General features: G+C 67.8%; 24 protein-coding genes and 1 riboswitch. Of the genes, 14 read left to right on the top strand and 10 right to left on the bottom strand.

Annotated features, from left to right (window positions below; genetic code table 11):
- The first annotated feature begins 124 nt into the window (after window positions 1-124).
- From DDE13_RS06170 to DDE13_RS06155, 4 genes are all read left to right on the top strand, one after another.
- A complete protein-coding gene (locus DDE13_RS06170; RefSeq protein WP_111402532.1) occupies window positions 125-970 on the top strand; it encodes a flagellar motor protein MotB in 846 nt (281 codons plus the stop codon).
- A 199-nt stretch (window positions 971-1,169) separates the two neighbouring features.
- Window positions 1,170-1,790, top strand: a complete 621-nt coding sequence (gene rpsD, locus DDE13_RS06165) for a 30S ribosomal protein S4 (protein ID WP_111402531.1) — start codon at window positions 1,170-1,172, stop codon at window positions 1,788-1,790.
- A 124-nt stretch (window positions 1,791-1,914) separates the two neighbouring features.
- Window positions 1,915-3,003, top strand: coding sequence for a histidinol-phosphate transaminase (gene hisC / locus DDE13_RS06160; protein ID WP_111402530.1), 1,089 nt, complete (start codon window positions 1,915-1,917; stop codon window positions 3,001-3,003).
- Window positions 3,000-3,971: a prephenate/arogenate dehydrogenase family protein gene (locus DDE13_RS06155; protein ID WP_111402528.1), complete on the top strand. Its 972-nt coding sequence runs from the start codon at window positions 3,000-3,002 to the stop codon at window positions 3,969-3,971. The genes hisC and DDE13_RS06155 overlap by 4 nt, the downstream gene beginning before the upstream one ends.
- On the opposite strand, the gene DDE13_RS06150 is transcribed toward DDE13_RS06155, so the two are convergent.
- Window positions 3,916-4,923, bottom strand: a complete 1,008-nt coding sequence (locus DDE13_RS06150) for a DUF2125 domain-containing protein (RefSeq protein WP_162630881.1) — start codon at window positions 4,921-4,923, stop codon at window positions 3,916-3,918. The two genes, DDE13_RS06155 and DDE13_RS06150, sit on opposite strands and share 56 nt — an antisense overlap.
- A gap of 63 nt (window positions 4,924-4,986) precedes the next feature.
- On the opposite strand from DDE13_RS06150, the gene DDE13_RS06145 reads away from it, so the two are divergent.
- The 3 genes from DDE13_RS06145 (at window position 4,987) to DDE13_RS06135 (ending at window position 8,613) form a co-directional block, all read left to right on the top strand.
- Complete coding sequence (locus tag DDE13_RS06145; RefSeq protein WP_111402622.1) at window positions 4,987-5,541, top strand: gamma-glutamylcyclotransferase; 555 nt, start codon at window positions 4,987-4,989, stop codon at window positions 5,539-5,541.
- A 162-nt stretch (window positions 5,542-5,703) separates the two neighbouring features.
- On the top strand, window positions 5,704-6,840 hold the full coding sequence (locus DDE13_RS06140; protein ID WP_235868611.1) for a biopolymer transporter ExbB: 1,137 nt from the start codon (window positions 5,704-5,706) through the stop codon (window positions 6,838-6,840).
- A gap of 3 nt (window positions 6,841-6,843) precedes the next feature.
- Window positions 6,844-8,613, top strand: a complete 1,770-nt coding sequence (locus tag DDE13_RS06135; RefSeq protein WP_111402522.1) for a peptidoglycan -binding protein — start codon at window positions 6,844-6,846, stop codon at window positions 8,611-8,613.
- A gap of 106 nt (window positions 8,614-8,719) precedes the next feature.
- On the opposite strand, the gene clpA is transcribed toward DDE13_RS06135, so the two are convergent.
- Both clpA and gloB read right to left on the bottom strand, forming a co-directional pair.
- On the bottom strand, window positions 8,720-11,041 hold the full coding sequence (gene clpA, locus DDE13_RS06130; RefSeq protein WP_111402520.1) for an ATP-dependent Clp protease ATP-binding subunit ClpA: 2,322 nt from the start codon (window positions 11,039-11,041) through the stop codon (window positions 8,720-8,722).
- A gap of 183 nt (window positions 11,042-11,224) precedes the next feature.
- Window positions 11,225-11,992, bottom strand: coding sequence for a hydroxyacylglutathione hydrolase (gene gloB, locus DDE13_RS06125; protein WP_111402518.1), 768 nt, complete (start codon window positions 11,990-11,992; stop codon window positions 11,225-11,227).
- A 62-nt stretch (window positions 11,993-12,054) separates the two neighbouring features.
- Between gloB and DDE13_RS06120 the strand changes: the two genes are divergently transcribed.
- The 6 genes from DDE13_RS06120 (at window position 12,055) to DDE13_RS06095 (ending at window position 17,930) form a co-directional block, all read left to right on the top strand.
- Window positions 12,055-12,861, top strand: a complete 807-nt coding sequence (locus DDE13_RS06120; protein WP_111402516.1) for a class I SAM-dependent methyltransferase — start codon at window positions 12,055-12,057, stop codon at window positions 12,859-12,861.
- A 221-nt stretch (window positions 12,862-13,082) separates the two neighbouring features.
- The gene (locus DDE13_RS06115) at window positions 13,083-13,643 is read left to right on the top strand and encodes a F0F1 ATP synthase subunit delta (RefSeq protein WP_111402620.1); all 561 of its coding nucleotides are present in this window, start codon (window positions 13,083-13,085) and stop codon (window positions 13,641-13,643) included.
- A gap of 1 nt (window position 13,644) precedes the next feature.
- Window positions 13,645-15,183: a F0F1 ATP synthase subunit alpha gene (gene atpA, locus DDE13_RS06110; RefSeq protein ID WP_111402507.1), complete on the top strand. Its 1,539-nt coding sequence runs from the start codon at window positions 13,645-13,647 to the stop codon at window positions 15,181-15,183.
- 23 nt (window positions 15,184-15,206) lie between these two features.
- Window positions 15,207-16,079, top strand: a complete 873-nt coding sequence (locus tag DDE13_RS06105) for a F0F1 ATP synthase subunit gamma (RefSeq protein WP_111402505.1) — start codon at window positions 15,207-15,209, stop codon at window positions 16,077-16,079.
- An 18-nt stretch (window positions 16,080-16,097) separates the two neighbouring features.
- Complete coding sequence (atpD, locus tag DDE13_RS06100) at window positions 16,098-17,522, top strand: F0F1 ATP synthase subunit beta (protein ID WP_111402503.1); 1,425 nt, start codon at window positions 16,098-16,100, stop codon at window positions 17,520-17,522.
- A 12-nt stretch (window positions 17,523-17,534) separates the two neighbouring features.
- Window positions 17,535-17,930: a F0F1 ATP synthase subunit epsilon gene (locus DDE13_RS06095; protein ID WP_111402501.1), complete on the top strand. Its 396-nt coding sequence runs from the start codon at window positions 17,535-17,537 to the stop codon at window positions 17,928-17,930.
- A 105-nt stretch (window positions 17,931-18,035) separates the two neighbouring features.
- Here DDE13_RS06095 and DDE13_RS06090 read toward each other — a convergent pair whose 3' ends face one another.
- Genes DDE13_RS06090 through thiM form a run of 7 tightly spaced genes read right to left on the bottom strand, consistent with a single transcriptional unit; the run spans window position 18,036 to window position 23,388 of the window.
- On the bottom strand, window positions 18,036-18,773 hold the full coding sequence (locus DDE13_RS06090; protein ID WP_111402499.1) for an ABC transporter permease: 738 nt from the start codon (window positions 18,771-18,773) through the stop codon (window positions 18,036-18,038).
- Window positions 18,770-19,510: an ABC transporter ATP-binding protein gene (locus tag DDE13_RS06085; RefSeq protein ID WP_111402497.1), complete on the bottom strand. Its 741-nt coding sequence runs from the start codon at window positions 19,508-19,510 to the stop codon at window positions 18,770-18,772. Before DDE13_RS06085 ends, DDE13_RS06090 begins: the two co-directional genes overlap by 4 nt.
- A gap of 38 nt (window positions 19,511-19,548) precedes the next feature.
- Complete coding sequence (tenA, locus tag DDE13_RS06080) at window positions 19,549-20,217, bottom strand: thiaminase II (RefSeq protein WP_111402495.1); 669 nt, start codon at window positions 20,215-20,217, stop codon at window positions 19,549-19,551.
- Complete coding sequence (locus DDE13_RS06075; RefSeq protein WP_111402493.1) at window positions 20,214-21,146, bottom strand: ABC transporter substrate-binding protein; 933 nt, start codon at window positions 21,144-21,146, stop codon at window positions 20,214-20,216. Before DDE13_RS06075 ends, tenA begins: the two co-directional genes overlap by 4 nt.
- 5 nt (window positions 21,147-21,151) lie before the next feature.
- Entirely contained in the window at window positions 21,152-21,964 is an 813-nt protein-coding gene (gene thiD, locus DDE13_RS06070) for a bifunctional hydroxymethylpyrimidine kinase/phosphomethylpyrimidine kinase (protein ID WP_111402491.1), read from the bottom strand.
- Window positions 21,961-22,590 (bottom strand): thiamine phosphate synthase, encoded by a 630-nt coding sequence (gene thiE, locus DDE13_RS06065; protein ID WP_111402489.1) that lies wholly within the window; start codon window positions 22,588-22,590, stop codon window positions 21,961-21,963. The genes thiD and thiE overlap by 4 nt, the downstream gene beginning before the upstream one ends.
- A gap of 3 nt (window positions 22,591-22,593) precedes the next feature.
- Window positions 22,594-23,388 carry a hydroxyethylthiazole kinase gene (gene thiM / locus DDE13_RS06060; protein ID WP_111402487.1) on the bottom strand — a complete coding sequence of 265 codons (795 nt, stop codon included), beginning with the start codon at window positions 23,386-23,388 and terminating at the stop codon, window positions 22,594-22,596.
- Between the two features lie 47 nt (window positions 23,389-23,435).
- A riboswitch (TPP riboswitch) is annotated at window positions 23,436-23,530 on the bottom strand.
- 174 nt (window positions 23,531-23,704) lie between these two features.
- Here thiM and DDE13_RS06055 point away from each other — a divergent pair.
- Complete coding sequence (locus DDE13_RS06055; RefSeq protein ID WP_111402485.1) at window positions 23,705-24,697, top strand: alpha/beta hydrolase; 993 nt, start codon at window positions 23,705-23,707, stop codon at window positions 24,695-24,697.
- Window positions 24,698-24,744 lie beyond the last annotated feature (47 nt).

Below are 24,744 nucleotides of genomic sequence, written 5' to 3'. Positions count from 1 at the left end.
CAACCTTTCGCGGGTTGGCGCGGTTGTGCCAAGCAGGGCGGGGCCGCGCAAGGGGCACGCCTTAATCCTGCCTTCACCCCTGCGGCGCTAGGGGTTGGGGCGTGTATCAATCGGGACTCAGCCCATGTCGAACGAACCTCTTGCGCCCATCATCATCAAGAAGAAGCGGTACGAGGCGGCCCACGGCCATCACGGCGGCGCGTGGAAGGTCGCCTATGCGGACTTCGTGACCGCCATGATGGCGTTCTTCCTGCTGATGTGGCTCCTGAACGCGACGACTGAAAAGCAGCGCAAGGGGCTGGCCGACTATTTCTCGCCGGTGATTCCCATCAATCGCGTGTCCGGCGGGGGGGAGGGATCGTTCTGGGGCGACAGCGTCTTCGCCGAGGACGTGCTGGCCCAGAATGGCACCGGGGCCACGATGCTGCTGCCCGCCGAACAGCAGCAGGCCAATGGCAGCGAGGGCGAGGAAGGCGAGTTGCGCAGTTCCGACAACCCGGAGGCCGTGGTGCGCGATCTCATGCGCGTTCTGGCGGCGCGCAGCGGCGAAAGCATGGCCGAACTGGCGGACATGCCCCATGTGGTCACGCGCGTGTCGGACATGGGGCTTGAGATCGACATATTCGACCTGCCCGAGGCACGGATATTCGACCCCGCGACAGGTGCCATCACGCCGCGGCTGGATTCCACGCTGCGGGTGGTCGACAACGTGCTGGACATGGTGACGAACCAGGTGTCGGTCGAGGCGCATCTGCCGGCGCGTCCGCTGGTCGTGGCCGAGAATCCGGTCTGGGCCGATACGACCGCGCGGGCGGGCGCCGTGCAGGCGCGGCTGGAACGGGTGGGGCTCGATCCTGCGCGCATCCTGCGGATCACGGGCTACGCCGACCGGCGCCCGGCCGATCCGGACAACCCGATGGCCCTGCGCAACAGCCGGGTCGTGATCACCATCCTGCGGGAGGATGTCTGACGCCGCCGCACTTGACACCCGCCTGAACCCTGTCTAAGCGCACGGTCTCCGGCCCAGCCGGCGAAATTGGTGTTGGTGGCCCCCGCAAGGGGATGCCTGTCGGCCAAGGCGGTTTTCCGGTTTCGGGACCCGGCGCGGCAGAGGACAACGCCCTTCATGCAATAGGGGAATCCAACCCCCGTCAGAAGGAGATCAGCCAGTGACCAAACGCACTGCTGCCAAGTACAAGATCGACCGCCGCATGGGCGAGAACATCTGGGGACGCGCCAAGAGCCCTGTGAACCGCCGCGAATACGGCCCCGGCCAGCACGGCCAGCGCCGCAAGGGCAAGATTTCCGATTTCGGCCTGCAGCTGCGCGCTAAGCAGAAGCTGAAGGGCCATTACGGCGACCTGACGGAAAAGCAGTTCCGCAAGATCTTCGCCGAAGCCGAACGGGTGCGCGGCGACACCGGTGAATTGCTGATCGGCCTGCTGGAAAGCCGCCTGGACGCGGTTGTCTACCGCGCCAAGTTCGTGCCGACCGTCTTCGCCGCGCGCCAGTTCGTGAACCATGGCCATGTGCTGGTGAACGGCAAGCGGGTGAACATCCCGTCCTACCGCGTGCAGGAAGGCGATATCGTCGAGGTGCGCCAGAAATCCAAGCAACTCGCGGTCGTGCTCGAAGCCGTGGGCCTGTCGGAACGCGACGTGCCCGACTACATCGAGGCCGACCACTCCAAGATGACCGCGACCTTCGTGCGCCGTCCCGGTCTTGGCGACGTGCCGTTCGCGGTTCAGATGGAACCGAACCTCGTCATCGAATATTACGCGCAGAACTAATCCGTTCGTCCAGCGCCATCCGAAGGGGCCGCGCCGGGCAACCGGCTGCGGCCTTTTTCACGACTCGGCGCGGCTGGATCTGCGCCGCACCCCCCGCTACACCGGCAGCACAGCAGGAGTTGCCATGACACGCGCCATCACCCCCCAGCCCGGCATCATGGATATCGCGCTATATGTCGGCGGGAAGGCGAAGCTCGACGGCGTCGCGGACGTCGTGAAGCTGTCGTCGAACGAGAACCCGTTCGGCCCGTCGCCCCGCGCGATCGAAGCGGCACAGGCGTCGCTCGGCAGTCTGCACCGCTATCCGCCGACCGACCATGCTAGCCTGCGCGCGGCAATCGGCGCGGTGCACGGGCTCGATCCCGACCGGATCATCTGCGGCGTGGGCAGCGACGAGATCATCACATTTCTCTGCCAAGCCTATGCCGGGCCGGGCGACGAGGTGCTGCACACCGAGCACGGCTTCCTGATGTATGCGATCTCCGCCCGTGCGGCGGGGGCCACGCCCGTGGTGGTGCGCGAACGCGAACGCACCGCCGATGTCGACGCGATCGTTGCCGCCTGTACCGACCGCACGCGGCTCGTGTTCCTCGCCAATCCGAACAACCCCACGGGGACCATGATCGGGGGCAACGACCTTGCCCGGCTGGCAGACGGCTTGCCGCAGCAAGCGATCCTCGTGATCGACGGGGCCTATGCGGAATACGTGGACGGGTATGACGGCGGGGCGGGGCTGGCCACCACGCGCGATAACGTTGTCATGACGCGAACGTTTTCCAAGCTCTACGGTCTGGGCGGGTTGCGCATCGGCTGGGGCTACGGGCCGCGCGCCATCATCGACGTGCTCAACCGGGTGCGCGGTCCGTTCAACCTGTCCCAGACCCAGCTGGATGCCGCCGAGGCCGCGGTGCGTGACACGGCTTATGCCGAGCATTGCCGGGTCGAAAACGCGCGTCTGCGCGACCGGCTGGCCCATGACCTTGCCGCGCTCGGTATTCCCTCGGACACGTCGCAGGCCAATTTCGTGCTGGCGCGCTTTGCCGACACGGCAGAGGCCGAGGCCTGCGACCTGCACCTGCAATCTCGCGGCCTTATCGTGCGGCGCGTCGGCAGCTACGGCCTGCCGCATTGCCTGCGTATCACCGTGGGCGATGACGATGCCTGCGCGCGGGTCGTTGCCGCGATGGCCGAGTTCTGCGCGAGGGTCGCATGAGCGTGATCTACAACCGCGTGGCGCTGATCGGGCTGGGGCTGATCGCGTCGTCCATGGCCCATGCCATTCGGCGCGGCGGCCTGGCGGGCGAGATCGTGGGCACCGCCCGCACGCCCGAGACACGCGAGATCGCGCGCGCCGATGGGCTGTGCGACCGCGTGACGGACACCGCGGCCGAGGCAGTCGCGGGGGCGGATCTCGTGGTGCTATGCGTGCCCGTGGGGGCGATGGGTCCGCTGGCCGCAGAGATTGCACCGCATCTCGCACCGGGGGCGACAGTCAGCGATGTGGGCTCGGTCAAGCGGTCGGTGATCGACGCCGTCGCACCCCATCTGCCCGACGGTGTCCATTTCGTCCCCGCGCATCCGCTGGCGGGCACCGAACATTCCGGGCCGCGCTCGGGTTTCGCGTCGCTCTTCGACAATCGCTGGTGCCTGCTCGTGCCTGTTGACGGGACCGACCCGGCCGCCACCGGCCGGCTGCGCGCGCTGTGGGAAGGGATGGGCGCCAATGTTGACGAGATGGACGCGGATCATCATGATCTCGTCCTCGCCGTGACGAGCCATGCACCGCACCTGATCGCCTACACGATGGTGGGCGTGGCCGACGACCTGCGCCGCGTGACCGACAGCGAGGTGGTGAAATACTCCGCCGCGGGCTTCCGCGACTTCACCCGTATCGCGGCATCCGACCCGACCATGTGGCGCGACGTGTTCCTGAACAACCGCGAGGCGACGCTGGAGATCCTCGGGCGTTTCACGGAAGAGCTGTTCGCGTTGCAGCGGGCGATCCGCACGGGCGATGGCGACCACCTGCACGCCTATTTCACCCGGACCCGCGCGATCCGCCGCGGCATCATCGAGGCGGGGCAGGATACTGCCGCACCGGATTTCGGGCGCGGTGGCGCGCCGGTCAGCGCAGCACCAGCCGCGGCGCCGGTCCCAGCGGCAAAAGCCCGCCAAGGCTGACCCGCCCCTCGGCGAAGCGCAGCGGCACGTCGAGCGTATCGGGATTGCCGTTCATCCGCGCCATCTGGGCAAGCCCGCCTTCGAGAAGCCGGGCGAGGTTCGCGGGCACCAGCCCGGCGGCCGTGGCCATGTCCAGCATCTCGCGCCAGTTCGTGGCCTTGATCGTGACGCTGCCCGTGGGCACGCCGGCCGTGTCCACGTCCAAAGTGCCTGCAAGGCGCAGATCGAGCCCGCCCCAGCTTGCCCGCGCGAGCGTCAGGTCGATGCGGGTTGGCTGGGGGCGGCGATCCTCGATGGCGCGGCGGTCCCACGGGGCGTCGAATTCCACCTGCGCCTCCATGCTCAGCCGCTGCACCACGTCGCCCACATTGGCCCCTTGGCCCAGACGCGCCGCCAGCCCGTCGGGCAGGGCGAGATCCGTGGCGTCGAAGGCGATGTCATAGCTGTGCCCGGCCTTTGCAGGCGTGCGGCGCAGGGCCAGCTGGTTATCGGCCATCGCGGCCTGCCATCCGGCATTCGATTCCAGCGTCACCGCGGACATCTCGACCGTCGCGCGGTCGAGCGTGAAGGCCGTGCCGCCCGCGAACACAAGTGAGCCGCGCATCCGGTCGCTGCCGATGTCCATCCGTTGCAGCGGGGTGGCCAGTGTCTGGCTGTCCGGCCAGACAGCGATGACATGGTTGGGCCGATAGCTGAGCGCGAGCGTCTGGAAAAACGGCGCCTGCCATGCCCAGCCAGTCGCGGGATCGGCCAGTTCGACCCCGGTCAGGGTCGTGTCGAAGCGGTTCGGAAAGCCCGCCGTTTCCAGCCGCTCCACGGACACGACCCAGCCTTCTGCCGTGCGGGCATCGAGCCAGCCGCGCAGGCCCCGTTCGACGGCCTGAGCGCCCAGAAACCAGTACCCGGCCCATGCCACCGCCGCCACGAGGATCACTGCCAGAAGAATTCGCATCGACGGGCCTTTCCTGTCCGCTTGCCGCGTGTTTACAGGGGGACGCAGGAGAGGACCAGAGTCATGGCCGCCACCACGCCCCAGGATGCCCCCGCCCTTTGGGTCTTCGGATACGGATCGCTGATCTGGAATCCGGGTTTTCCGGTCATGGCCCGGCATCTCGCGGTGCTGCCCGGCTACCATCGGTCATTCTGCATGCGCTCGATCCACCATCGCGGCACCGAAGCGGAGCCGGGCCTTGTGCTGGCGCTTGACGCCGATCCGGGCGCGCGCTGCTCGGGCGTCGCCTTCGGCGTGGCCGCGCCGGACGTGGGCCCGACACTGGCCTACCTGCGGGAACGCGAACTGGTGTCGGCGGCCTATCTCGAACGGACGCTCGTCGTCGAACTCGACAACGGACGCCGGGTGGAGGCCGTGACCTATGTCATCGATCCCGACCATGTGCAGTATTGCGGCGGCTTGCCGTTGGAAGAACAGGCACGGATCATCGCCCGCGCGACGGGCGGGCGCGGGCCGAACCGGGATTACCTGTTCAACACCGCCACACATCTGCGCGATATCGGTCTGCCCGATGCGGATCTCGACTGGTTGGCCGCACGTGTGGCCGAACTGCCATGAGCGCGGAGAAAGCCGGTTGAACGGGCGCGTGCAACCCCTATGCTGCGTCAAACCCATTGGAAAGGCGCGGGAATGGCAGTGCAGGGCGTAGGGCGGCCGGGACCCCAACGAAGCCGCGCGGTACGCGCGCAGTTTTCCCAGCCTGTCCGGCAGATCCTGTTGATGCTGATCGTGATCGGCGCGGTGGGTGCGGGTGCCTATGTCGTCTATCCGCGCGTCGCCCCCGTCTTTGCCGCTAGTCCGTTTCTGAACGGCACCATCGGGGTCGTCTTCGTCGTGGGCGTGCTGGCCTGTTTCCTCCAGGTGATCCAGTTGATTTCGGCGGTGACGTGGATCGAGGATTTCGCGCGTGACCGCCCCGGTTTCGACATCAAGCGCCCGCCGCGGCTGCTGGCCCCTCTGGCGGCACTTCTGCGCTCGCGTGGTGCCCGGATGCAGATCGGGTCGTCCTCGGCCCGGTCGATCCTCGACAGCGTGGCGACCCGGCTGGACGAGGCGCGCGACATCACGCGCTACATCACCAGCCTGCTGATCTTCCTCGGGCTTCTGGGCACGTTTTATGGGCTGGCAACGACCATCCCCGCGGTGGTCGACACGATCCGGTCGCTCGCACCGCAGGAAGGCGAAAGCTCCACGGCGATCTTCGGGCGGCTGATGGGGGGGCTGGAAACCCAGTTGGGCGGCATGGGCACGGCCTTCGCCTCGTCGCTGCTGGGGCTTGCGGGCTCGCTCGTGGTGGGGCTGCTGGAGCTGTTCGCGGGCCATGGCCAGAACCGGTTCTACCGCGAGCTGGAGGAATGGCTGTCGGGCATCACGCGTGTCGGTTTCAGCGCGGGCGACAGCGACATGGCCGCGGAAAGCGCGATGTTCGCCACGCTGATGGACCAGATGACCGAACAGTTCGACGCCCTGAACACGACCTTCATAGAAAGCGACCAGAGCCGGGCTGCGGTGGACAAAAAGCTGGGCGCGCTCGCGGCATCGGTCGAGCGGCTGTCGCAGAAGGTGTCGGAAGACGCCAACATCAACGCGACGCTCGCGCGGATCGCCGAGGGGCAGGAAAACCTGATCGCCGCGATCAACGCGATCACGGCGCGCCCCATGTCGGATGCCGACGCGATGGAGGCCGAGACGCGGTCGCGCCTGCGCAGCATCGACGTGCAGCTTCTGCGCATTCTCGAGGAACTGACCGCCGGACGGCAGGAAAGCACGACCGAACTGCGCCGCGACCTTGCCCGCCTGACCCGCGTGATCGAGATCGCCGCCGACCCCAACGGGCCAGCCGGGCAGGGGCGCTAGGCCATGGCGCTGAACCGGCGCAGCGGGCAGCGGTTCCAGGCCTCCATCTGGCCGGGGTTCGTCGATGCGATGACGGCGCTGCTGCTGGTGCTGATCTTCGTGCTGACGATCTTCATGGTGGTCCAGTCGATCCTCACGGAAACCATCAGCGGGCAGGAAACCGAACTGGACGCCCTGCAGCGCGAGGTAGGAGAACTGGCGTCGGCGCTGGGTGTCGAACAGCAGCGCAACTTCGAACTTGAACAGGATGTCGATGCGCTTGGGAACGATCTTGCCCGCGCACGCGACAACGAAGCATTCCAGAACAGGCTGATCGACACGCTGTCGGCGGAACTGGACCGGACGGACGCGGCACTGGCCGATGCGCGGGCACAGATCACCGACTTCGAGGCGCGGGTGGCGACCTTGCTGACCGACCGGGATGCGGCACGGGACCGGGCCGCCGAATTGGGAGAGACCCTGGCGTCCACGCGCGAGGCGCTGGATGCCGAGCAGGAAGCGGCGCAACTGGCCGAGGCCCAACGCGCCGCGCTGGAGGCGATGGTGGCCGAGATTCGCGCCGAGCAGGCCGACACGGACGCGGCGCTGGCCGAGGTGCAGGCCGAACTGGACGACACGGCCGAGGCGTTGTCGGCGGAAGAAGCCGCGCGGCTGGCGGAGGCCGAGGCGGCGCGGCGTCTGCGTGCGCGACTTGAGTCGGCCGATGCGGAACTGACGGCGATGACGCTCCGGCTGGAACAGGAACGCGCGCGGGCCGAGGAGACGCTGACCCTGCTGGCCGCGGCGCGCGATGCGCAGGAAGACCTGGACGAAAGGCTGATGGCAGCCCTGGCCGACGGCGACGCGACCGAGGAGGCATTGGCCGCGGCCCGGGCGGAGTTGGACGCCGCGCGGGACCGTTTGGCGGAGGAGGGCGCCACCGCCGCGGATCTGCGCGCGCGGCTTGCCGATGCGCTTGCCGCGCGGCAACAGGCCGAAGCGGGAACGGCCGACGCGATGTTAGAGGCGGAGCGGCAGGCGCGGCTGCTGGCGCAGGCGCGCGACGAACTTTCCGAGGCTGAAGAGAGCAGCGCCGCGGATCGCCGCCGCATCGCAGCGCTGACGGCGCAAATCGATGCGCTGCGGGGGCAGTTGGCCGATGTGCAGGCGCTGCTTGACGATGCCGAGGCGCGCGATGCGGTTGCGGATGTGCAGATCGAGGCGTTGGGACAGCGGCTGAACGCGGCGCTGGCGCGGGTTGCAACCGAAGAGCGGCGCCGCGCGGAGCTGGAAGCGGCAGAGCGCGCCCGGCTTGAGGAAGAAGCCCGGCGGCTGGAGAACTACCGGTCCGAATTCTTCGGGCGGCTGCGCGAGATCCTCGGCGACCAGGACGGGGTGCAGGTCGTGGGTGACCGGTTCGTGTTCTCGTCCGAAGTGTTGTTCGCGTCCGGTTCGGCCGACCTGTCGCCGGAGGGCGAGGCGGAGGTCGCCAATGTCGCCCGTCGGTTGCAGGAGGTCGCTGCGGTCATCCCGGAAGGGATCGACTGGGTGATCCGCGTGGATGGGCACACGGACGATGTGCCCGTTTCGACGTCCAGCGAGTTTGCCGATAACTGGGAACTCAGCCAGGCGCGGGCGCTGTCGGTCGTGCGCTACATGGTGGACAATTTCGGTTTTCCGCCGAACCGACTGGCTGCGACCGGGTTCGCCGAGTTCCAGCCCGTCGATCCGCGCGACACGCCCGAGGCACGCGCCCGTAACCGCCGGATCGAGTTGAAACTGACCGAACGTTGAGCCCGCACCCGACCCTGCGCCCGGTTTGCTGGGGGTCGAAACTTGTTCCTGATACGAAAAGACCCCGCCGGGCAGGCGGGGTCTCGTTTTCTCGGGTGTCGCGGTGTCAGTCTGCCGTCAGAAGCGGCGGACGCTTGCTGGACAGGCGCGCCCGTTCCGGCGGCAGGATCTCGAGATGGATCTTGTCGTCCTTCACCTCGACCCGGACGATCCCGCCCTTCGCCAGACGGCCGAACAGGAGTTCCTCGGCCAGCGGCTTCTTGATGTGCTCCTGGATCACCCGGCCAAGCGGACGGGCGCCCATCTTGTCGTCGTAGCCCTTCACGCCCAGCCACGTGGCCGCATCGGGTGTCAGTTCGATGGACACGTTGCGGTCCATCAGCTGCGCTTCGAGCTGAAGCACGAACTTTTCGACCACCTGCATGATCACCTCCTGCGGCAGCGGCTGGAAGCTGATCACCGCGTCGAGCCGGTTGCGGAATTCCGGCGTGAAGGTCCGTTCGATCGCGGCAGTGTCCTCGCCCTCGCGGCGGTCGCGCCCGAAGCCGATGGCTGCCTTGGCCTGCTCCGCGGCCCCCGCGTTGGAGGTCATGATCAGGATGACGTTCGAGAAATCGACCTGCCGCCCGTTATGATCGGTCAGTTTGCCGTGATCCATAACCTGCAGCAGGATGTTGTAAACATCCGGATGCGCCTTCTCGATCTCGTCGAGGAGCAGCACGCAATGCGGGTGCTGGTCGATCCCGTCGGTCAGCAGCCCGCCCTGGTCGAACCCGACATAGCCCGGCGGCGCCCCGATCAGGCGCGATACGGCATGCTTTTCCATGTATTCCGACATGTCGAAGCGCAGGAGTTCAACGCCGAGCGATTCCGAGAGCTGCTTGGCGACCTCGGTCTTGCCCACGCCGGTCGGCCCCGCGAACAGGTAGTTCCCGATGGGCTTGCCCGGTTCGCGCAGGCCCGCGCGGGACAGCTTGATGGCCGAAGACAGCGCCTCGATCGCCTTGTCCTGCCCGAACACCACCCGCTTGAGCGCCCCTTCGAGATCGCGCAGGATTTCCGCGTCGTCCTTGGACACGTTCTTCGGCGGAATGCGGGCGATCTTGGCAACCACGGCTTCGATCTCGCGCGGGCCGATGGTCTTGCGCCGCCGGCTTTCGGACAGAAGATGCTGGGCCGCCCCCGCCTCGTCGATCACGTCGATCGCCTTGTCGGGCAGCTTGCGGTCATTGATGTAGCGCGCCGACAGTTCCACTGCGGTCCGGATCGCATCGGACGTGTAGCGGATGTCGTGATGCGACTCGAAATACGGCTTCAGACCCTTGAGGATCTTGACCGTGTCATCGACCGACGGTTCCGACACGTCGATCTTCTGGAACCGGCGGCTGAGCGCGCGGTCTTTCTCGAAATGCTGGCGGAATTCCTTGTAGGTCGTGGAGCCCATGCAGCGCAGCTTGCCGCCTTGCAGCGCGGGCTTCAGCAGGTTCGACGCATCCATCGCGCCGCCGGACGTCGCCCCGGCGCCGATGACGGTGTGGATCTCGTCGATGAACAGGATCGCATCCGGATGATCCTCAAGTTCGCTCACGACCGCCTTCAGCCGTTCCTCGAAGTCGCCGCGATACCGGGTGCCCGCCAGCAGCGCGCCCATATCGAGCGAGTAGATCGTCGCGCCCGCAAGCACGTCAGGCGTTTCCCCCTGCACGATCTTGCGCGCGAGCCCCTCGGCGATGGCCGTCTTGCCCACGCCGGGATCGCCCACCAGCAACGGGTTGTTCTTGCGCCGGCGGCACAGGACCTGGATGCAGCGTTCGACCTCGGACTCGCGGCCGATCAGCGGGTCGATATCGCCCTTCTGCGACTTCGCGTTCAGGTCCACGCAGTACTTCGCCAGCGCCGAGTCCTTGTTCTCGGGCTCCGCCGCCTGTGCGGTTTCCTCTTCATAGTCGCTGGCACCCTTGACCGGGCGGCTTTCGCCGAAGTTCGGGTCCTTGGCGACGCCGTGGGCGATGAAGTTCACCGCGTCGTAACGGGTCATTTCCTGTTCCTGCAGGAAGAACGCCGCGTTGCTTTCGCGCTCGGCGAAGATCGCCACGAGCACGTTGGCGCCCGTGACTTCGGTCCGGCCGGACGACTGCACGTGGATCGCCGCGCGCTGGATCACCCGCTGAAAGGCTGCCGTGGGCACGGCTTCGGAACCGTCGATATCGGTGACGAGGGTCGACAGTTCCTCGTCCACGAATTCGACCAGCGTTGTCTTGAGCGCGGCCAGGTCTACCCCGCAGGCCTGCATGACCTTCGCGGCATTCGGTTCGTCGATCAGCGCCAGCAACAGATGCTCGAGCGTGGCCAGTTCGTGACGACGGGTATTTGCCAGGGCCAGAGCCGCATGAATTGCTTGTTCAAGCGTATTCGAAAATGACGGCACGCGACGTGCTCCTTTCAGTCGGGGCGATGGGGTCTCCCGCCACCACCGTGGGCTCGTAGGTTTAAAGTTTGGTTTTCCGCGCCCGTCTTCAAGTCTTTTTTCGTAACGTCCTTGGCAGCGGTTCTGTGCGGCTGGGCACGATGCGCCGGATGGCATCGCCCGCCGGGTCTGCCGCTATTTTCATCAGAACGAATCCTTGAGGGCGCGGATATGGGCGAAGACCTTGGCATCGCTTTCCTTTTCCAGCCCGAGCGCGGCCCGCAGGCCCGGATCCGCCGCGCGCAGGAACGGGTTCGTGGCCCGTTCGACATCGAGCCGGACCGGCACTGTCGCTTCGCCCGCTGCGCGCGCGACGTCAATTATTTCGGCGCGTTCGGCCAGTGCGGGCGGCACGTCGCCAAGGCTGAGGGCAAATCGTGCATTCGACTGCGTGTATTCGTGTCCCGAACAGACCAGCGTGTCGCCCGGCAGCGCCGCGAGCCGGGACAGGCTGTCCCACATCTGGTCCGGCGTTCCTTCGAAAAGGCGACCGCATCCGAGCGCCATCAGGCTGTCCCCCGAGAACAGAAAATGCGCCCCGGCGAAGAAATAGGCGATGTGGCCGATGGTGTGGCCCGGAACATCGATGATCTCCACCGACTGGCCTGCGAAGCCTTCGTCCCGGCCCGGGCGCACCGGGCGATCCAGGGCGGGCAGCCGCGCGGCATCCTGCGCGGCCCCCCAGACCGCCGCCCCGGTCGCCTTGCGCAGCGCATCGACGCCGCCGACATGGTCATGATGGTGATGGGTCAGCAGGATGTCCGTCAGCCGCCAGCCTCGCGCGGCAAGCGCCGCTTCGATCGGCGCGGCCTCCGGAACATCGACGACGGCGGTCGCGCCGCTGGCCGCGTCATGGACGAGATAGGCATAGTTGTCCTTCAGACAGGGCACGGTGACGAGGTCGAGAGGCATGGCGTTTCACTCCGCTTGCGCTATGGTCCCCGCAGGCTAAGGCGCCGCTGCGGGGCTTCGCAATGCATCTCGACGTGCAGGACTTGAAAACATTCTATTACCGCACCCGGTTGGGACGCGCGGCGCAGCGCGTGATCCGCGATCGCGTCGTGGCGCACTGGGCGGACACGAAGGGCCAGACCGTGGTGGGGTTCGGTTTCGCGGTGCCGCTGCTGCGCCCGTTTCTGGACCGCGCGCGCCGGGTAATCGGGCTCATGCCCGCACCGCAGGGGGTCATGCCGTGGCCGGGCGGGGGGCTCGGCAATGTCAGCGTGCTGTGCGAGGATGCGCTCTGGCCCTTGCCCACCGGGCTCGTGGACAGGCTCGTGGTGATGCACGGTCTGGAGACGTCGGAAAACCCGTCGCTGCTGCTGGACGAGGTGCGCCGCGTTCTCGGGCCCGGCGGGCGCGTTCTTTTCATCGTGCCGAACCGGGCCGGGCTCTGGGCGCGGAGCGACCAGACACCGTTCGGCTACGGGCGGCCTTACAGCCTCGGGCAGCTGGAGGCGCAGCTGTCCCGCCACGGCTTCACCGCCGACACGCACGAGGTCGCGCTGTTCCAGCCGCCGTCGCACCGGCGGTTCTGGCTGCGTGCCGGCCCCTATTGCGAACGCGTGGGCAACCGGCTGTCCAATCGCTATGCCGGTGGCGTGCTGCTGGTGGACGCCAGCAAGGACGCGCCGCAACCGGGTGGGACCCCCGTGCGCGACGGGATGCGCGCGCCCTTGCGGACGGCCGGCGCGCTGGCGCAACCGGCCCGCGACAATGTTTGCGCCACCAACGCTGCCGGTGCAGCAACGGGAATCGTTGCCGCGCGGCAGCGATGCTGAAACAAATCGTGTGTCGCAGACTGCGCATAGGGTCGCACCTGCAGAAATTCCGTTCCGCGCAAGGTCGATGGGGGCATTCCTTCGGCCAGTTGAGCGGTTGCCTGCGCAGGAACCCTTTGCTACACCCTGCGCGATTTGTGACGGCATCGTGAGCGCACGGGCCGCAGACCTCGCCCGGCGCTGATCGTTCAGGCTCGGGCCAAGACATCGAAAGGGTGGACGTGTCCGAACCAGCTTCGATCTCCAAGGGCATCGCCGATCGCTATGCGACGGCCGTGTTCGAACTGGCGCAGGCCGACAACCAGCTCGACGTGCTCGAAGCCGACATCGACGCGCTCGACGCCGCACTCCGCGACAGTCCCGATTTCGCCGGGATGGTGCACTCGCCGCTCGTAGCGCGGGCCGATCAGCAGGCGGCGGTGGCCGCGCTGGCGCGGGCGATGGGGCTGTCGGCCCTGACCGGCAACACGTTGTCCCTGATGGCGTCCAAGCGGCGCCTGTTCGTGCTGCCCGCGCTGATCGCGCAGCTGCGCGACCGGATCGCCGACGCGCGGGGCATCGTCACCGCCGAGGTCGCCTCGGCCACCGCGCTGAGCGATGCACAGATCGCGAAACTTGCCGACACGCTGCGTGCGAAGGTTGGTAAGGACGTCAAGATTACATCGACCGTGGATGAAACTCTCATCGGCGGTCTCGTCGTCAAGGTGGGCTCGCGGATGATCGACACGTCGATCGCCGCCAAGCTTGCGACCCTCCAGCAAGTCATGAAAGAGGTCGGATAACATGGGAATCCAGGCAGCCGAAATTTCTGCGATCCTCAAGGAGCAGATCAAGAACTTCGGGCAGGAAGCCGAAGTCGCCGAGGTTGGCCGCGTCCTGAGCGTCGGTGACGGGATCGCCCGTGTCTACGGGCTGGACAACGTTCAGGCCGGCGAGATGGTGGAATTCCCCGGCGGTATCCGCGGCATGGCGCTGAACCTCGAATCCGACAATGTCGGCGTCGTGATCTTCGGGTCCGACCAGGACATCAAGGAAGGCGACACGGTCAAGCGCACCAACTCCATCGTGGACGTGCCCGCGGGCGACGGCCTGCTGGGGCGGGTCGTGGACGGGCTGGGCAACCCGCTGGACGGCAAGGGTGCAATCGAGGCGTCCGAGCGCCGCATCGCGGACGTGAAGGCGCCGGGCATCATCCCGCGCAAGTCGGTGCACGAACCGATGGCGACCGGCCTGAAATCCGTCGACGCCATGATCCCGATCGGGCGCGGCCAGCGCGAACTCATCATCGGCGACCGTCAGACGGGCAAGACGGCCGTGGCGCTCGACACGATCCTGAACCAGAAGGTCTATAACGACGCGGCGGGCGACGACGAGAGCAAGAAACTGTATTGCATCTATGTCGCCATCGGCCAGAAGCGGTCGACAGTGGCGCAGCTGGTCAAGAAGCTCGAAGAGTCGGGGGCCATCGACTACACCATCGTCGTGGCCGCCACCGCGTCGGACCCCGCGCCGATGCAGTTCCTCGCACCCTATGCCGCGACCGCGATGGCGGAATATTTCCGCGACAACGGCCGCCACGCGCTGATCGTCTACGATGACCTGTCGAAGCAGGCCGTGGCCTATCGCCAGATGTCGCTGCTGCTGCGCCGTCCGCCGGGCCGCGAAGCTTACCCGGGCGACGTGTTCTACCTCCACTCCCGCCTGCTGGAGCGTTCGGCCAAGCTGGGCGACGACCATGGCAACGGCTCGCTCACGGCGCTGCCGATCATCGAAACGCAAGGCGGCGACGTGTCGGCCTTCATCCCGACCAACGTGATCTCGATCACCGACGGGCAGATCTTCCTTGAAACGGAACTGTTCTACCAGGGCATCCGCCCCGCGGTGAACACCGGCCTGTCGGTGTCGCGCGTGGGTTCGTCCGCGCAGACCAACGCGATGAAGTCGGTCGCGGGGCCGGTGAAGCTGGAACTGGCGCAGTATCGCGAAATGGCGGCCTTCGCGCAGTTCGGCTCGGACCTCGACGCATCGACCCAGCGGCTTCTGAACCGCGGCGCGCGCCTGACCGAGCTGATGAAGCAGAACCAGTATTCGCCCCTGACCAACGCGGAAATCGTCTGCGTGATCTTCGCGGGCACCAACGGGTTCCTCGACAAGATCGCAGTCGGCGACGTGGGCAAGTTCGAGGCCGGGCTGCTGTCGCACCTGCGCAACCAGCACAAGGACCTGCTGGACTGGCTGACCAAGGACGATCCGAAGATCAAGGGTGATGCCGCCGACCGACTGAAGGCCGCCATTTCCGAGTTCGCCGAGACCTTCGCGTAAGCGGGGCGAAAGGGAACAGGCCAATGGCAAATCTCAAGGATCTCAAGAACCGGATCTCCAGCGTCAAGAGCACGCGGAAGATCACGAAGGCGATGCAGATGGTCGCGGCGGCAAAGCTCCGCCGCGCCCAGGAGGCGGCCGAGATGGCGCGCCCCTATACCGAGAAGTTCAACGACGTGATGTCGGGGCTTGCGGCGTCCGTGGGCGACAGCCCGACGGCCCCCAAGCTGCTGCGCGGCACCGGGTCCGACAAGACCCACATGCTGGTCGTGATGACGGCGGAACGCGGCCTGTGCGGCGGCTTCAATTCGTCCATCGTGAAGCTGGCCAAGCAGCGGGCCGAAAAGCTTCTGGGCGAGGGAAAGACCGTGAAGATCGTCACGGTCGGCAAGAAGGGCCGCGAACAGCTCAAGCGGGATTACGGCGACTATCTGGTCGGCCATGTGGACCTGACCGAGGTCAAGCGCGTCGGCTACGAGAACGCGCAGGCCATCGCCAAGGATCTGCTGACGCGTTTCGACGCGGAGGAGTTCGACATCTGCACGATCTTCTTCTCGCGCTTCGAGACGGTGATCAGCCAGGTGCCGACGGCGCAGCAGGTCATCCCGGCGAAGTTCGACGGTGATGCGCCCGCGGCCAGCTCGCTCTACGACTACGAACCCAGCGAAGAAGGCATCCTGGCCGACCTGTTGCCGCGCGGTGTCGCGGTGCAGATCTTCGCCGCATTGCTCGAAAACGCCGCGTCGGAACAGGGCGCGCGGATGTCCGCCATGGACAACGCGACCCGCAACGCCGGTGAAATGATCGAGGACCTGACCATCGAGTACAACCGCTCGCGCCAGGCCGTCATCACCAACGAGCTTATCGAAATCATCTCGGGCGCCGAGGCGCTCTAAAGGAACCGGAGAACCCCCATGGCTCAAGCAAATGGCAAAGTGGCCCAGGTCATCGGCGCCGTCGTGGACGTGCAGTTCGAAGGCGAACTGCCCGCGATCCTCAACGCGCTGACGACCGACAACAACGGCAAGAAACTGGTTCTGGAAGTGGCCCAGCACCTGGGCGAGAACACCGTCCGCACCATCGCGATGGACGCGACCGAGGGGCTCGTGCGCGGCGCCCCCGTGACCGATACCGGTGCGCCGATCTCGATCCCCGTGGGCGACGCGACGCTCGGGCGGATCCTCAACGTTATCGGCGAACCGATCGACGAGAAGGGGCCTGTTGAATCGTCCGAGACCCGGTCGATCCACCAGCCCGCGCCCAGCTTCGAACAGCAGTCGACATCGTCCGACATCCTCGTGACGGGCATCAAGGTGATCGACCTGCTGGCGCCCTATGCGAAGGGCGGGAAGATCGGCCTCTTCGGCGGCGCGGGCGTGGGCAAGACAGTTCTCATCATGGAACTGATCAACAACATCGCCAAGGTGCACTCGGGCTATTCGGTGTTCGCGGGCGTGGGGGAACGGACCCGCGAAGGCAACGACCTCTATCACGAGATGATCGAATCCAACGTCATCAAGCCCGACAACCTGTCGGAATCGCAGGTGGCGCTGGTCTACGGCCAGATGAACGAACCGCCGGGGGCGCGGGCCCGCGTGGCGCTGACCGGCCTGACGCTGGCCGAACAGTTCCGCGACCAGTCCGGGTCGGACGTTCTGTTCTTCGTGGACAACATCTTCCGCTTCACGCAGGCGGGGTCCGAGGTGTCGGCCCTTCTGGGCCGCATCCCGTCCGCCGTGGGCTACCAGCCGACGCTGGCCACCGACATGGGCGCGATGCAGGAACGGATCACTTCCACCAAGGCTGGTTCGATCACGTCGATCCAGGCCGTGTACGTGCCTGCAGACGACCTGACCGACCCCGCGCCGGCCACGACCTTTGCCCACCTCGACGCCACGACCGTTCTGTCGCGCGCGATCTCGGAATTGGGCATCTACCCGGCCGTAGACCCGCTCGACAGTTCGTCGCGCCTGATGGACCCCGCCATTCTGGGCGAGGAGCACTACAAGGTCGCCCGTGACGTGCAGGGGATCCTCCAGCGCTACAAGTCGCTGCAGGACATCATCGCGATCCTCGGGATGGACGAACTGAGCGAAGAGGACAAGCTGACCGTGGCCCGCGCCCGGAAGATCCAGCGCTTCCTGTCGCAGCCTTTCGACGTGGCGAAGGTCTTCACCGGATCCGACGGCATCCAGGTGCCGCTCGACAAGACCATCGACAGCTTCAAGCGCGTCGTCGCGGGCGAGTTCGACCACCTGCCGGAAGCGGCGTTCTACATGGTGGGCGATATCGACGAGGTTGTCGCCAAGGCCGAGAAACTGGCCGCAGCCGCCGCGTAAGGGGACCCACCGATGGCCGATACCATGCAATTCGACCTCGTGTCGCCGGAACGGAGCCTTGCCTCCGGCCCGGCGACGGCGGTGCAGATCCCGGCCGCCGAGGGCGACATGACCGCGATGGCCAACCACGCGCCGGTCATCACGATCCTGCGTCCGGGTATCCTGACCGTGACCGCGCCCGATGGCGTGACCGAATTCGCCGTCACGGGCGGGTTCGCGGAAATCACGCCCGAGGGCACGACCGTTCTGGCGGAACGGGCCTATGAGCGCCACGCGGATAACCGCGCGGCGATCGAGGCGCATCTTGAAGACGCGCGGAAGGCGGCAAGCGACGCGGTGGATCACGACAAGGCGGGGGCCGACAAGATGGTGTCCGATCTTGTGCATCTTCTGGAGCGGATGCAGTAATCCGTCTGTCGGGCGTGTTTCGCCCGCGAAACGTCATCCCCCGTCTCCGTCCCGGAGGCGGGGGTTTTTCGTGAAAGGGCAAGGTGTTGGGGGCCGCGCCCGCGGTCAGTTCAGCCGCGCCACCAGCCGGTCGCAGGCGATCCCGACAGCCTTGTGCAGCAGAAGCGTCATCACCGCGAGCACGGCGAGGGCGGCGAACATCAGGTCGATCTTCGCGCGCCCGTTGGCCAGCAGCATGAGATAGCCGAGCCCCTGGCTTGCGCCGACCCACTCGCCGATGATCGCGCCGATAGGGGCATAGACAGCTGCAAGCCGCAGGCCCGACGCCAGCGAGGGCAGGGCTGCGGGGACGCGGATGCGCCACAGGACGTGGCGGGGCCGGGCCTGCATCGTCTGCGCAAGGTCGAGCCAGCCGCGCGGCGTGTGCATCAGCCCGTCGAAAAAGGCTGATGTAACAGGGAAATAGATGATGAGCACGGCCATCAGGATCTTCGATTCCAGCCCGTAGCCGAGCCAGAGCGTCAGGATCGGGGCGAGGGCGAAGACCGGCAGCGCTTGTGTCAGCACCAGAACCGGGCGCAAAAGGCGGCGGGCGACGGGGGAAATCGCCAGTTGCAGGGCGGTCCCGGCCCCGAGGAGCGAGCCGAGGATGAGGCCGAGGATCACCTCGGTCAGCGTGACGCCCGCGTGCCACGCGATGAGATCCGCGTTTTCCGCCAAGGCCTTGGCCACGCGCCATGGCCCCGGAAGGATGAAGGGCGGCAGGGCTGCCAGCGTCACCAGCGCCTGCCATGCGAGCAGGACGGTGGCGGCGATGGCGAGGGGGGTGAGGGTGCGGATCATGTGCGCAGCCGCTCGAGCAGTGCCGCACCATGGGACAGCATCGCGGCATCATCGCCGGGGCGGGGGACGGTCGCGCCGGGAGCTGGAGGTATCTCTGACAGGGCGTTGTTTTCCATCAGGTAAATCTTGTGGCCCAGACGCGCGGCCTCCATCGGGTCGTGGGTCACCAGGAGAACGGTGCGGCCCGCCAGATGCCGGGCGGCGAGGTCCTGCATGTCGGCGCGGGTGCGGGCATCGAGCGCGGAGAATGGTTCATCAAGGAGCACGAAGTCCTTGTTTTCCATCAAGGTTCTGGCAAGCGCGACCCGCTGGCGCTGCCCGCCCGACAGCTTGGCCGGGCGCTTGGCAGCATGGTCCGACAAGCCCAGCCGGTCCACCAGTGCATCGAGCCGCGGCCAGTCCACCGGATCGCCGCGCAGGCGGGCGCCAAGCGCCACGTTGCCGCGCAGATCCAGCCACGGCATCAGCAGATCGTCCTGCGCCATGTAGGCGACGCGGCCCGACAAGTCCTTGTCATCGCTCGGGATAATCGTGCCGTCGAAATCAGCGCCGGTGTCCAGGCCGGCGATCAGGCGCAGCAGTGTGGACTTGCCGGACCCGCTGGGGCCGAGCAGGCAGGTCCAGCCGCCGGGGGCGAGATCGAGGGTCACGTCGGCCAGAAGCGGCACGCCGCCGAAGCGCACCGACCCTGCCAGCCGCAGCCCCGGCGCGTCGTATGAATCGCGTATGACTCCCATATGACTTTCATATGAATCTGAGCCGACGTTCCCGGCCATCACGCAGCGTCCCAGCCCATCTGCCAGAAGTCCCGTTCGAGCCGGGTCGCCACGGCGAAACGGTCGCAGAGCGCGGGCCAGCGCGGCGATGCCGCCGGGTCGGCCCCCAGCCGCGCAGCGATGACCCGGTCGATCAGCGCGCTCACATCGGCGCAGGTCTGCTGGTAGTCGTCGCCGGCATAGGTGGCGATCCAGTCGGCGTAAGGCCCGCCCGTGCCCGCCAGCCGCGCGCCGATTTCGCCATAGCCGAGCACGCAGGGGGCGAGGGCCGCCAGAAGGTCGGCCATGTCGCCCGCGTGCCCGGCGTCGAGCACGTAGCGGGTATAGGCGAGGGTGGCGGGGTGTTCGCGGGTCGCTTCCAGATCGGACTCGGACAGACCCAGCGCCGCGCAGGTGGAGACATGCAGGCGCATCTCGTCGTCGATCAGGGCGTGAACCGTGGCGGCGCAGGCGCGCATGTCGGCGATGCTGCCGGCCTTGGTCACGGCCAGCGCCCATGCCCGCGCGAAATGGATCAGGAACAGGTAATCCTGCCGCATGTAGAACAGGAACGCATCGCGCGGCAGGGTGCCGTGGGCCATGCCCGCCACGAACGGGTGGCGGGTGTAATCCTCCCAGTCCGGCGCGCAGGACGCGCGCCAGAGGGGGAAGGTGGTCCCGTAAGTCATTGCGCGCCGAGATCGACGGCCATGGCGCTGACGGGGCGCATGTCGTCGATCAGGCCCCCGTCGAACAGGAATTGTTCGAACGCGGCATAGCGCCCGGCATCGAGACCCGCGGGCGACAGCGCGAGGCGCGGCCACGTGTCGGCCCAGGCGCGGGTGTTCAGTTCGTCCTGCAATTCGCGGGCGGTGCCCGAGAAGATTTCCCACGCCGCGTCGGGGTTGTTCACGATGTAATGGGTGGCGAGTTCCGTGGCCTTGAGGAAGCGGCGGATCATGTCCGCGTCCATGGTGTCGGGATTGGCGACGTAGATCAGTTCGTCATAGGCGGGGATCCCGTGTTCTTCGAGATAGAAGCATCTGCCGGGCACGCCTTCGATATCCATCTGGTTCAGCTCGAAATTGCGATAGGCGCCAAGGACGGCATCCACGTTGCCCGCCATCAGCGCGGGCGAGAGCGACCAGTTGACGTTGACGAGCGTGATGTCGTCCATGGTCAGGTCCGCCTGCGCGAGAAGCGCTTCGAGGAGGGCTTCCTCAACCCCCGCGACGGAGAAGCCGACGCGCTTGCCCTTGAGATCCGCGAGCGTCTCGATGGGTCCGTCTTCGAGCACCAGAAGGCAGTTGAGCGGCGTGGCGACCAGCGTGCCGACGCGCACGAGCGGCATCCCCTCGGCCACCTGAAGGTGAAGCTGCGGCTGGTAGGAGACGGCAAGATCGGCGCGTCCCGCGGCGACCATCTTGGGCGGGTCGGCGGGATCGGCGGGGGGGACGATGTCTACCTCAAGCCCCGCGTCGGCGAAGTAACCGCGTTCCTCGGCCACGATGATCGGCGCGTGGTCGGGGTTGATGAACCAGTCGAGGATCAGGGTCATCCGGTCCTGTGCCGCGGCGGGCGTGGCGAACAGGGCGGCGGCGAGGGCGAAATGTGTCATCCGTGTCATTGCTGGCTCCAGAGCGCGTGGAAATGGTGGGTGGGGCCGTGGCCATGGCCGACCGACAGCCGGTGGGCCTGGGCCACGGCGCCCGCGACATAGGTCTTCGCGGCGGCGACGGCGTCGGTGTCGTGCAGGCCCTTGGCGAGTTCCGCGGCGAGTGCTGCGGAGAGCGTGCAGCCCGTGCCGTGGGTGTTCGCGGTGTCGGTGCGCGGGGCGGTGAACCAGTGGGCGGCGTCTTCGATCACCAGCACGTCGGGGCTGTCGTCGCCCGCGAGATGCCCGCCTTTCAGCAAGACGGCGGGCGGGCCGAGCGCGGCGAGGGCGGCGGCCTGAAGCTGCATCATGTCGCGGTCCGTCGCTTCGGGCGCGTCCAGCAGGACGGCGGCTTCGGGGATGTTGGGCGTCAGGTGCGTGGCCAGGGGCAAGAGATCGTCGCGGAGTGCGGCCACCGCGTCGTCGGGCAGCAGGCGCGCGCCGCCCTTGGCGACCATCACCGGGTCGAGCACGACGGGGATGCCGCGGTGCGGGCGCAGGGCGCTGGCCACGGCGCGGGCGATGTCCGCGTTGGCGATCATGCCGATCTTGACCGCGTGGACCGTGATGTCGTCGAAGATGGCGGCGATCTGGTCGGCGACGAATTCGGGTGGCACGGTGTGGATACCGGTGACGCCTTGGGTGTTCTGGGCGGTCAGCGCCGTGAGCGCGGCCATGCCATAGGTGCCGCGCGCGGCGAAGGTTTTCAGGTCGGCCTGGATACCCGCGCCGCCCGACGGGTCGGAGCCTGCGATCGACAGGACGTTGCGGATGGTTGTCATGGCTGCTCCGTGAATGTGCGGGCGGCGGCTTCGGGGTCGGGCTGGCCGCAGATGGCCGACACGACCGCCAGACCGCAGGCCCCGGCGGCGCGGGCGGGCGCGACATGGGTGGCGTTCAGCCCGCCGATGGCGACGGCGGGGACGGGGCAGGCCGCGATGATGCGCATGAGCCCGTTCCAGCCGGTGGCCGGGCGGTGGTCGGGCTTGGTCTGCGTGGCGAAGACCGGGCCTGCGCCGGCGTAGTCCACGACGCGCGGGTCGATGGCGGCGGCGGCCTCGGGCGTTTCGACCGAGAGGCCGAGGATCATGGCGGGTCCGATGGCGGCGCGGGCGCGCGCGGGGTCCGTGTCGTCCTGCCCGACATGCAGGCCATGCGCGCCGATGGCGATGGCGGCGTCGGCATCGTCGTTGACGATGAGCGCGGCCCCCGTGCCGTGGAGGGCGGTCATGAGCGCGCGGCCCAGGGCGATCCGCTCGGGCGTCGTGGCGGTCTTGTGGCGCAGTTGCACGGCGGTGACGCCGCCCGCCACCGCGGCGCGGGCGGTGTCCACCATGCCGTGCCCGTGCCGGTCGCAAAGCGCCGGGTCTAGGACGAGGTAGAGCGACAGGTCAGGCAGGCTGCGCATCGCTCAGGCCGCGGTGACGGGGATGGCGGCGAGCGTGTCGGGCGTCGCGGTGTAGAGCGCATCGACGAAGAGCGCCTGGAACGACGCCGGGCCGGGCGCACCCGCGGCGGCGTTGCCCGCGGCGGCGAAATGCGCAAGGGCCGCGACGGTGGCGTCGAACGGGTCCGGGACGGTCGCGGCATAGGCGCCGGTCAGGGCCGTGAGCGAACAGCCCATGGCGGTGATGCGGGACATCATCGGATCGCCGCCTTCGACACGCACGGCGCGCGTGCCGTCGGTGACGAAATCGACCTCGCCGGTGACGGCGACGATGGTGGCTTGGGTCCCGGCAAGGCTGCGCGCGGCGTCTTCGGCCGCGGCCACGCTGTCGGCGGCGTCGGGGCCGCGGCTGGCGGTGTCGATGCCCGCCAGCGCCATGATTTCCGACGCGTTGCCGCGCAGGATCGTGGGGGTGCGGGCCAGCAGATCGCGCGCGATGCCGCCCCGCCAGGGGGAGGCGTAATGGGCGACCGGGTCGAACACCCATGGCTTGCCCGCGCCGGTGGCGCCGTCGATGGCCTTGTGCATTCCGGCGACCCAGTTGGGCGAGAGCGTGCCGAAATTGATCGTGAGCGCGCCTGCGATTGCGGCGAAATCCTCGGCCTCTTCGGGCGTGTGGAGCATCGCGGGGGAGGCCCCGGCGGCCAGCAGCACGTTCGCGGCGATGTTCATGGCGACGTAATTGGTGATGCAATGCACCAGCGGCGGGGCGGCGCGCATCTGCGTCAGGGCGGCATCGGGCGTGGTCGTCAGGGTCATCTTGGCCTCCGTCGGTGTCGGGGAAGCCGGGCGGGCACGGCCTGCGGGGCCGGTCTGCCAAGACTTCCTCCGCCGGTGCTAACCGGGTCAGGTTCAAAGGGTGCTTCTCAGCCCCTTGTCGGGGGCGCCCCTGTCTTTGACGTCCGTGTAAAACACAGCCCGCCGGGGCTGTCACGGGGGAATTTTCGGGGTCCGCTGGCGCGCCCGCGGCGATCCGGATGCAAAGACCCGCGACAGGCGCCCGTGTTCGGGATAGGATTGCCGCGTTGCCGCATTGCGGGTGCGGCATGCTCGCCAGCGTTGTGAGGAGACGGTGATGACACAGACACAGGCGGAAGAACCGCATCTCACGCGGATGCCGCCCGGCGCCGCCGGGACAGGGGATATCGCGGTGCACCAGGGCTGGGCGCTGACCCGCCATGGCGCGGTGGCGGGACCGGCGCGCGACGTGGATATCGTGCTGCTGCACGGCATGTCGGCGGGCGCATGGATATGGCCGGAGGACTGGATTTCCGGTTTCACATCAGATGGCTACGCGGTCTGGACCATGACCCTGCCGGGCCGCGACGGGGGCGGAAGCATCAGCCGCGACCCCGGCGTGATCGACCGCGCGCTGGCCCATGCCATGGAGACCGGCGACAGCGAAGGCGCGCTGCGGATGCTAGTGCGTGCGCTGCCGGGCGCGTCGCTGGTCGACGGGCCGGACCTGGGCGATTTCGCCGATGCGCTGGCGCGCGCGCTGGCGCAGGTGGGCCGCCCCGCCGTGGTGGTCGGCCATTCGCTGGGGGGTGCCGTGGCGCAGCTTTTGCTGCGACGCGGCATGGCCCCGGCGGGTACGGTTCTTTTGGCTTCAGTGCCGCCCTATGGCACGTGGCGCGCCTCGGCCGAACTGGCGCTGACGGCGCCGCATGTCTGGCGGATGCTGGGCCGTTTCGCGCTGGAGGGACCCGCGGCCGCGGACATGGACCTGATGCGGCAGGTGTTCTTTCCCGGCGGCGTTCGCGACCGGACCTTTCTCGCGCTGGTCGCCAACCTGCGCGACGAATCGCTGGCCGCACTGGTGCAGGCGTCGGGCTGGCCCCCCTTCGCGCCGTTGCCCGGCCCGCGCGAAGACGTGCTGGTGATCGGGGGCGGGCGCGACGTGGTGGTGCCGCCCACGGACACATGGCTGACCGCCGGGTATTACGGCACGCGGCCCGTGATCCTGCCGGGGGCGGGCCACATGCTGATGCATGATGCGGAGGCGGCACAGGCGGGGGCGGCGATCCGGGACTGGTGCGCCGCGCGCGCAACAAGTGCGGCAGCCTGAGGCGGGCCGGCCGGGCACGGCGCCGCCGGCGGCGTGGGACGTGCCGC

This window comes from Meridianimarinicoccus zhengii (genome assembly GCF_003254465.1).
Classification (GTDB): domain Bacteria; phylum Pseudomonadota; class Alphaproteobacteria; order Rhodobacterales; family Rhodobacteraceae; genus Meridianimarinicoccus; species Meridianimarinicoccus zhengii.
The sequence above is the reverse complement of the archived record's forward strand: the minus strand, read 5'-3'. Positions and strand labels throughout refer to the sequence as shown.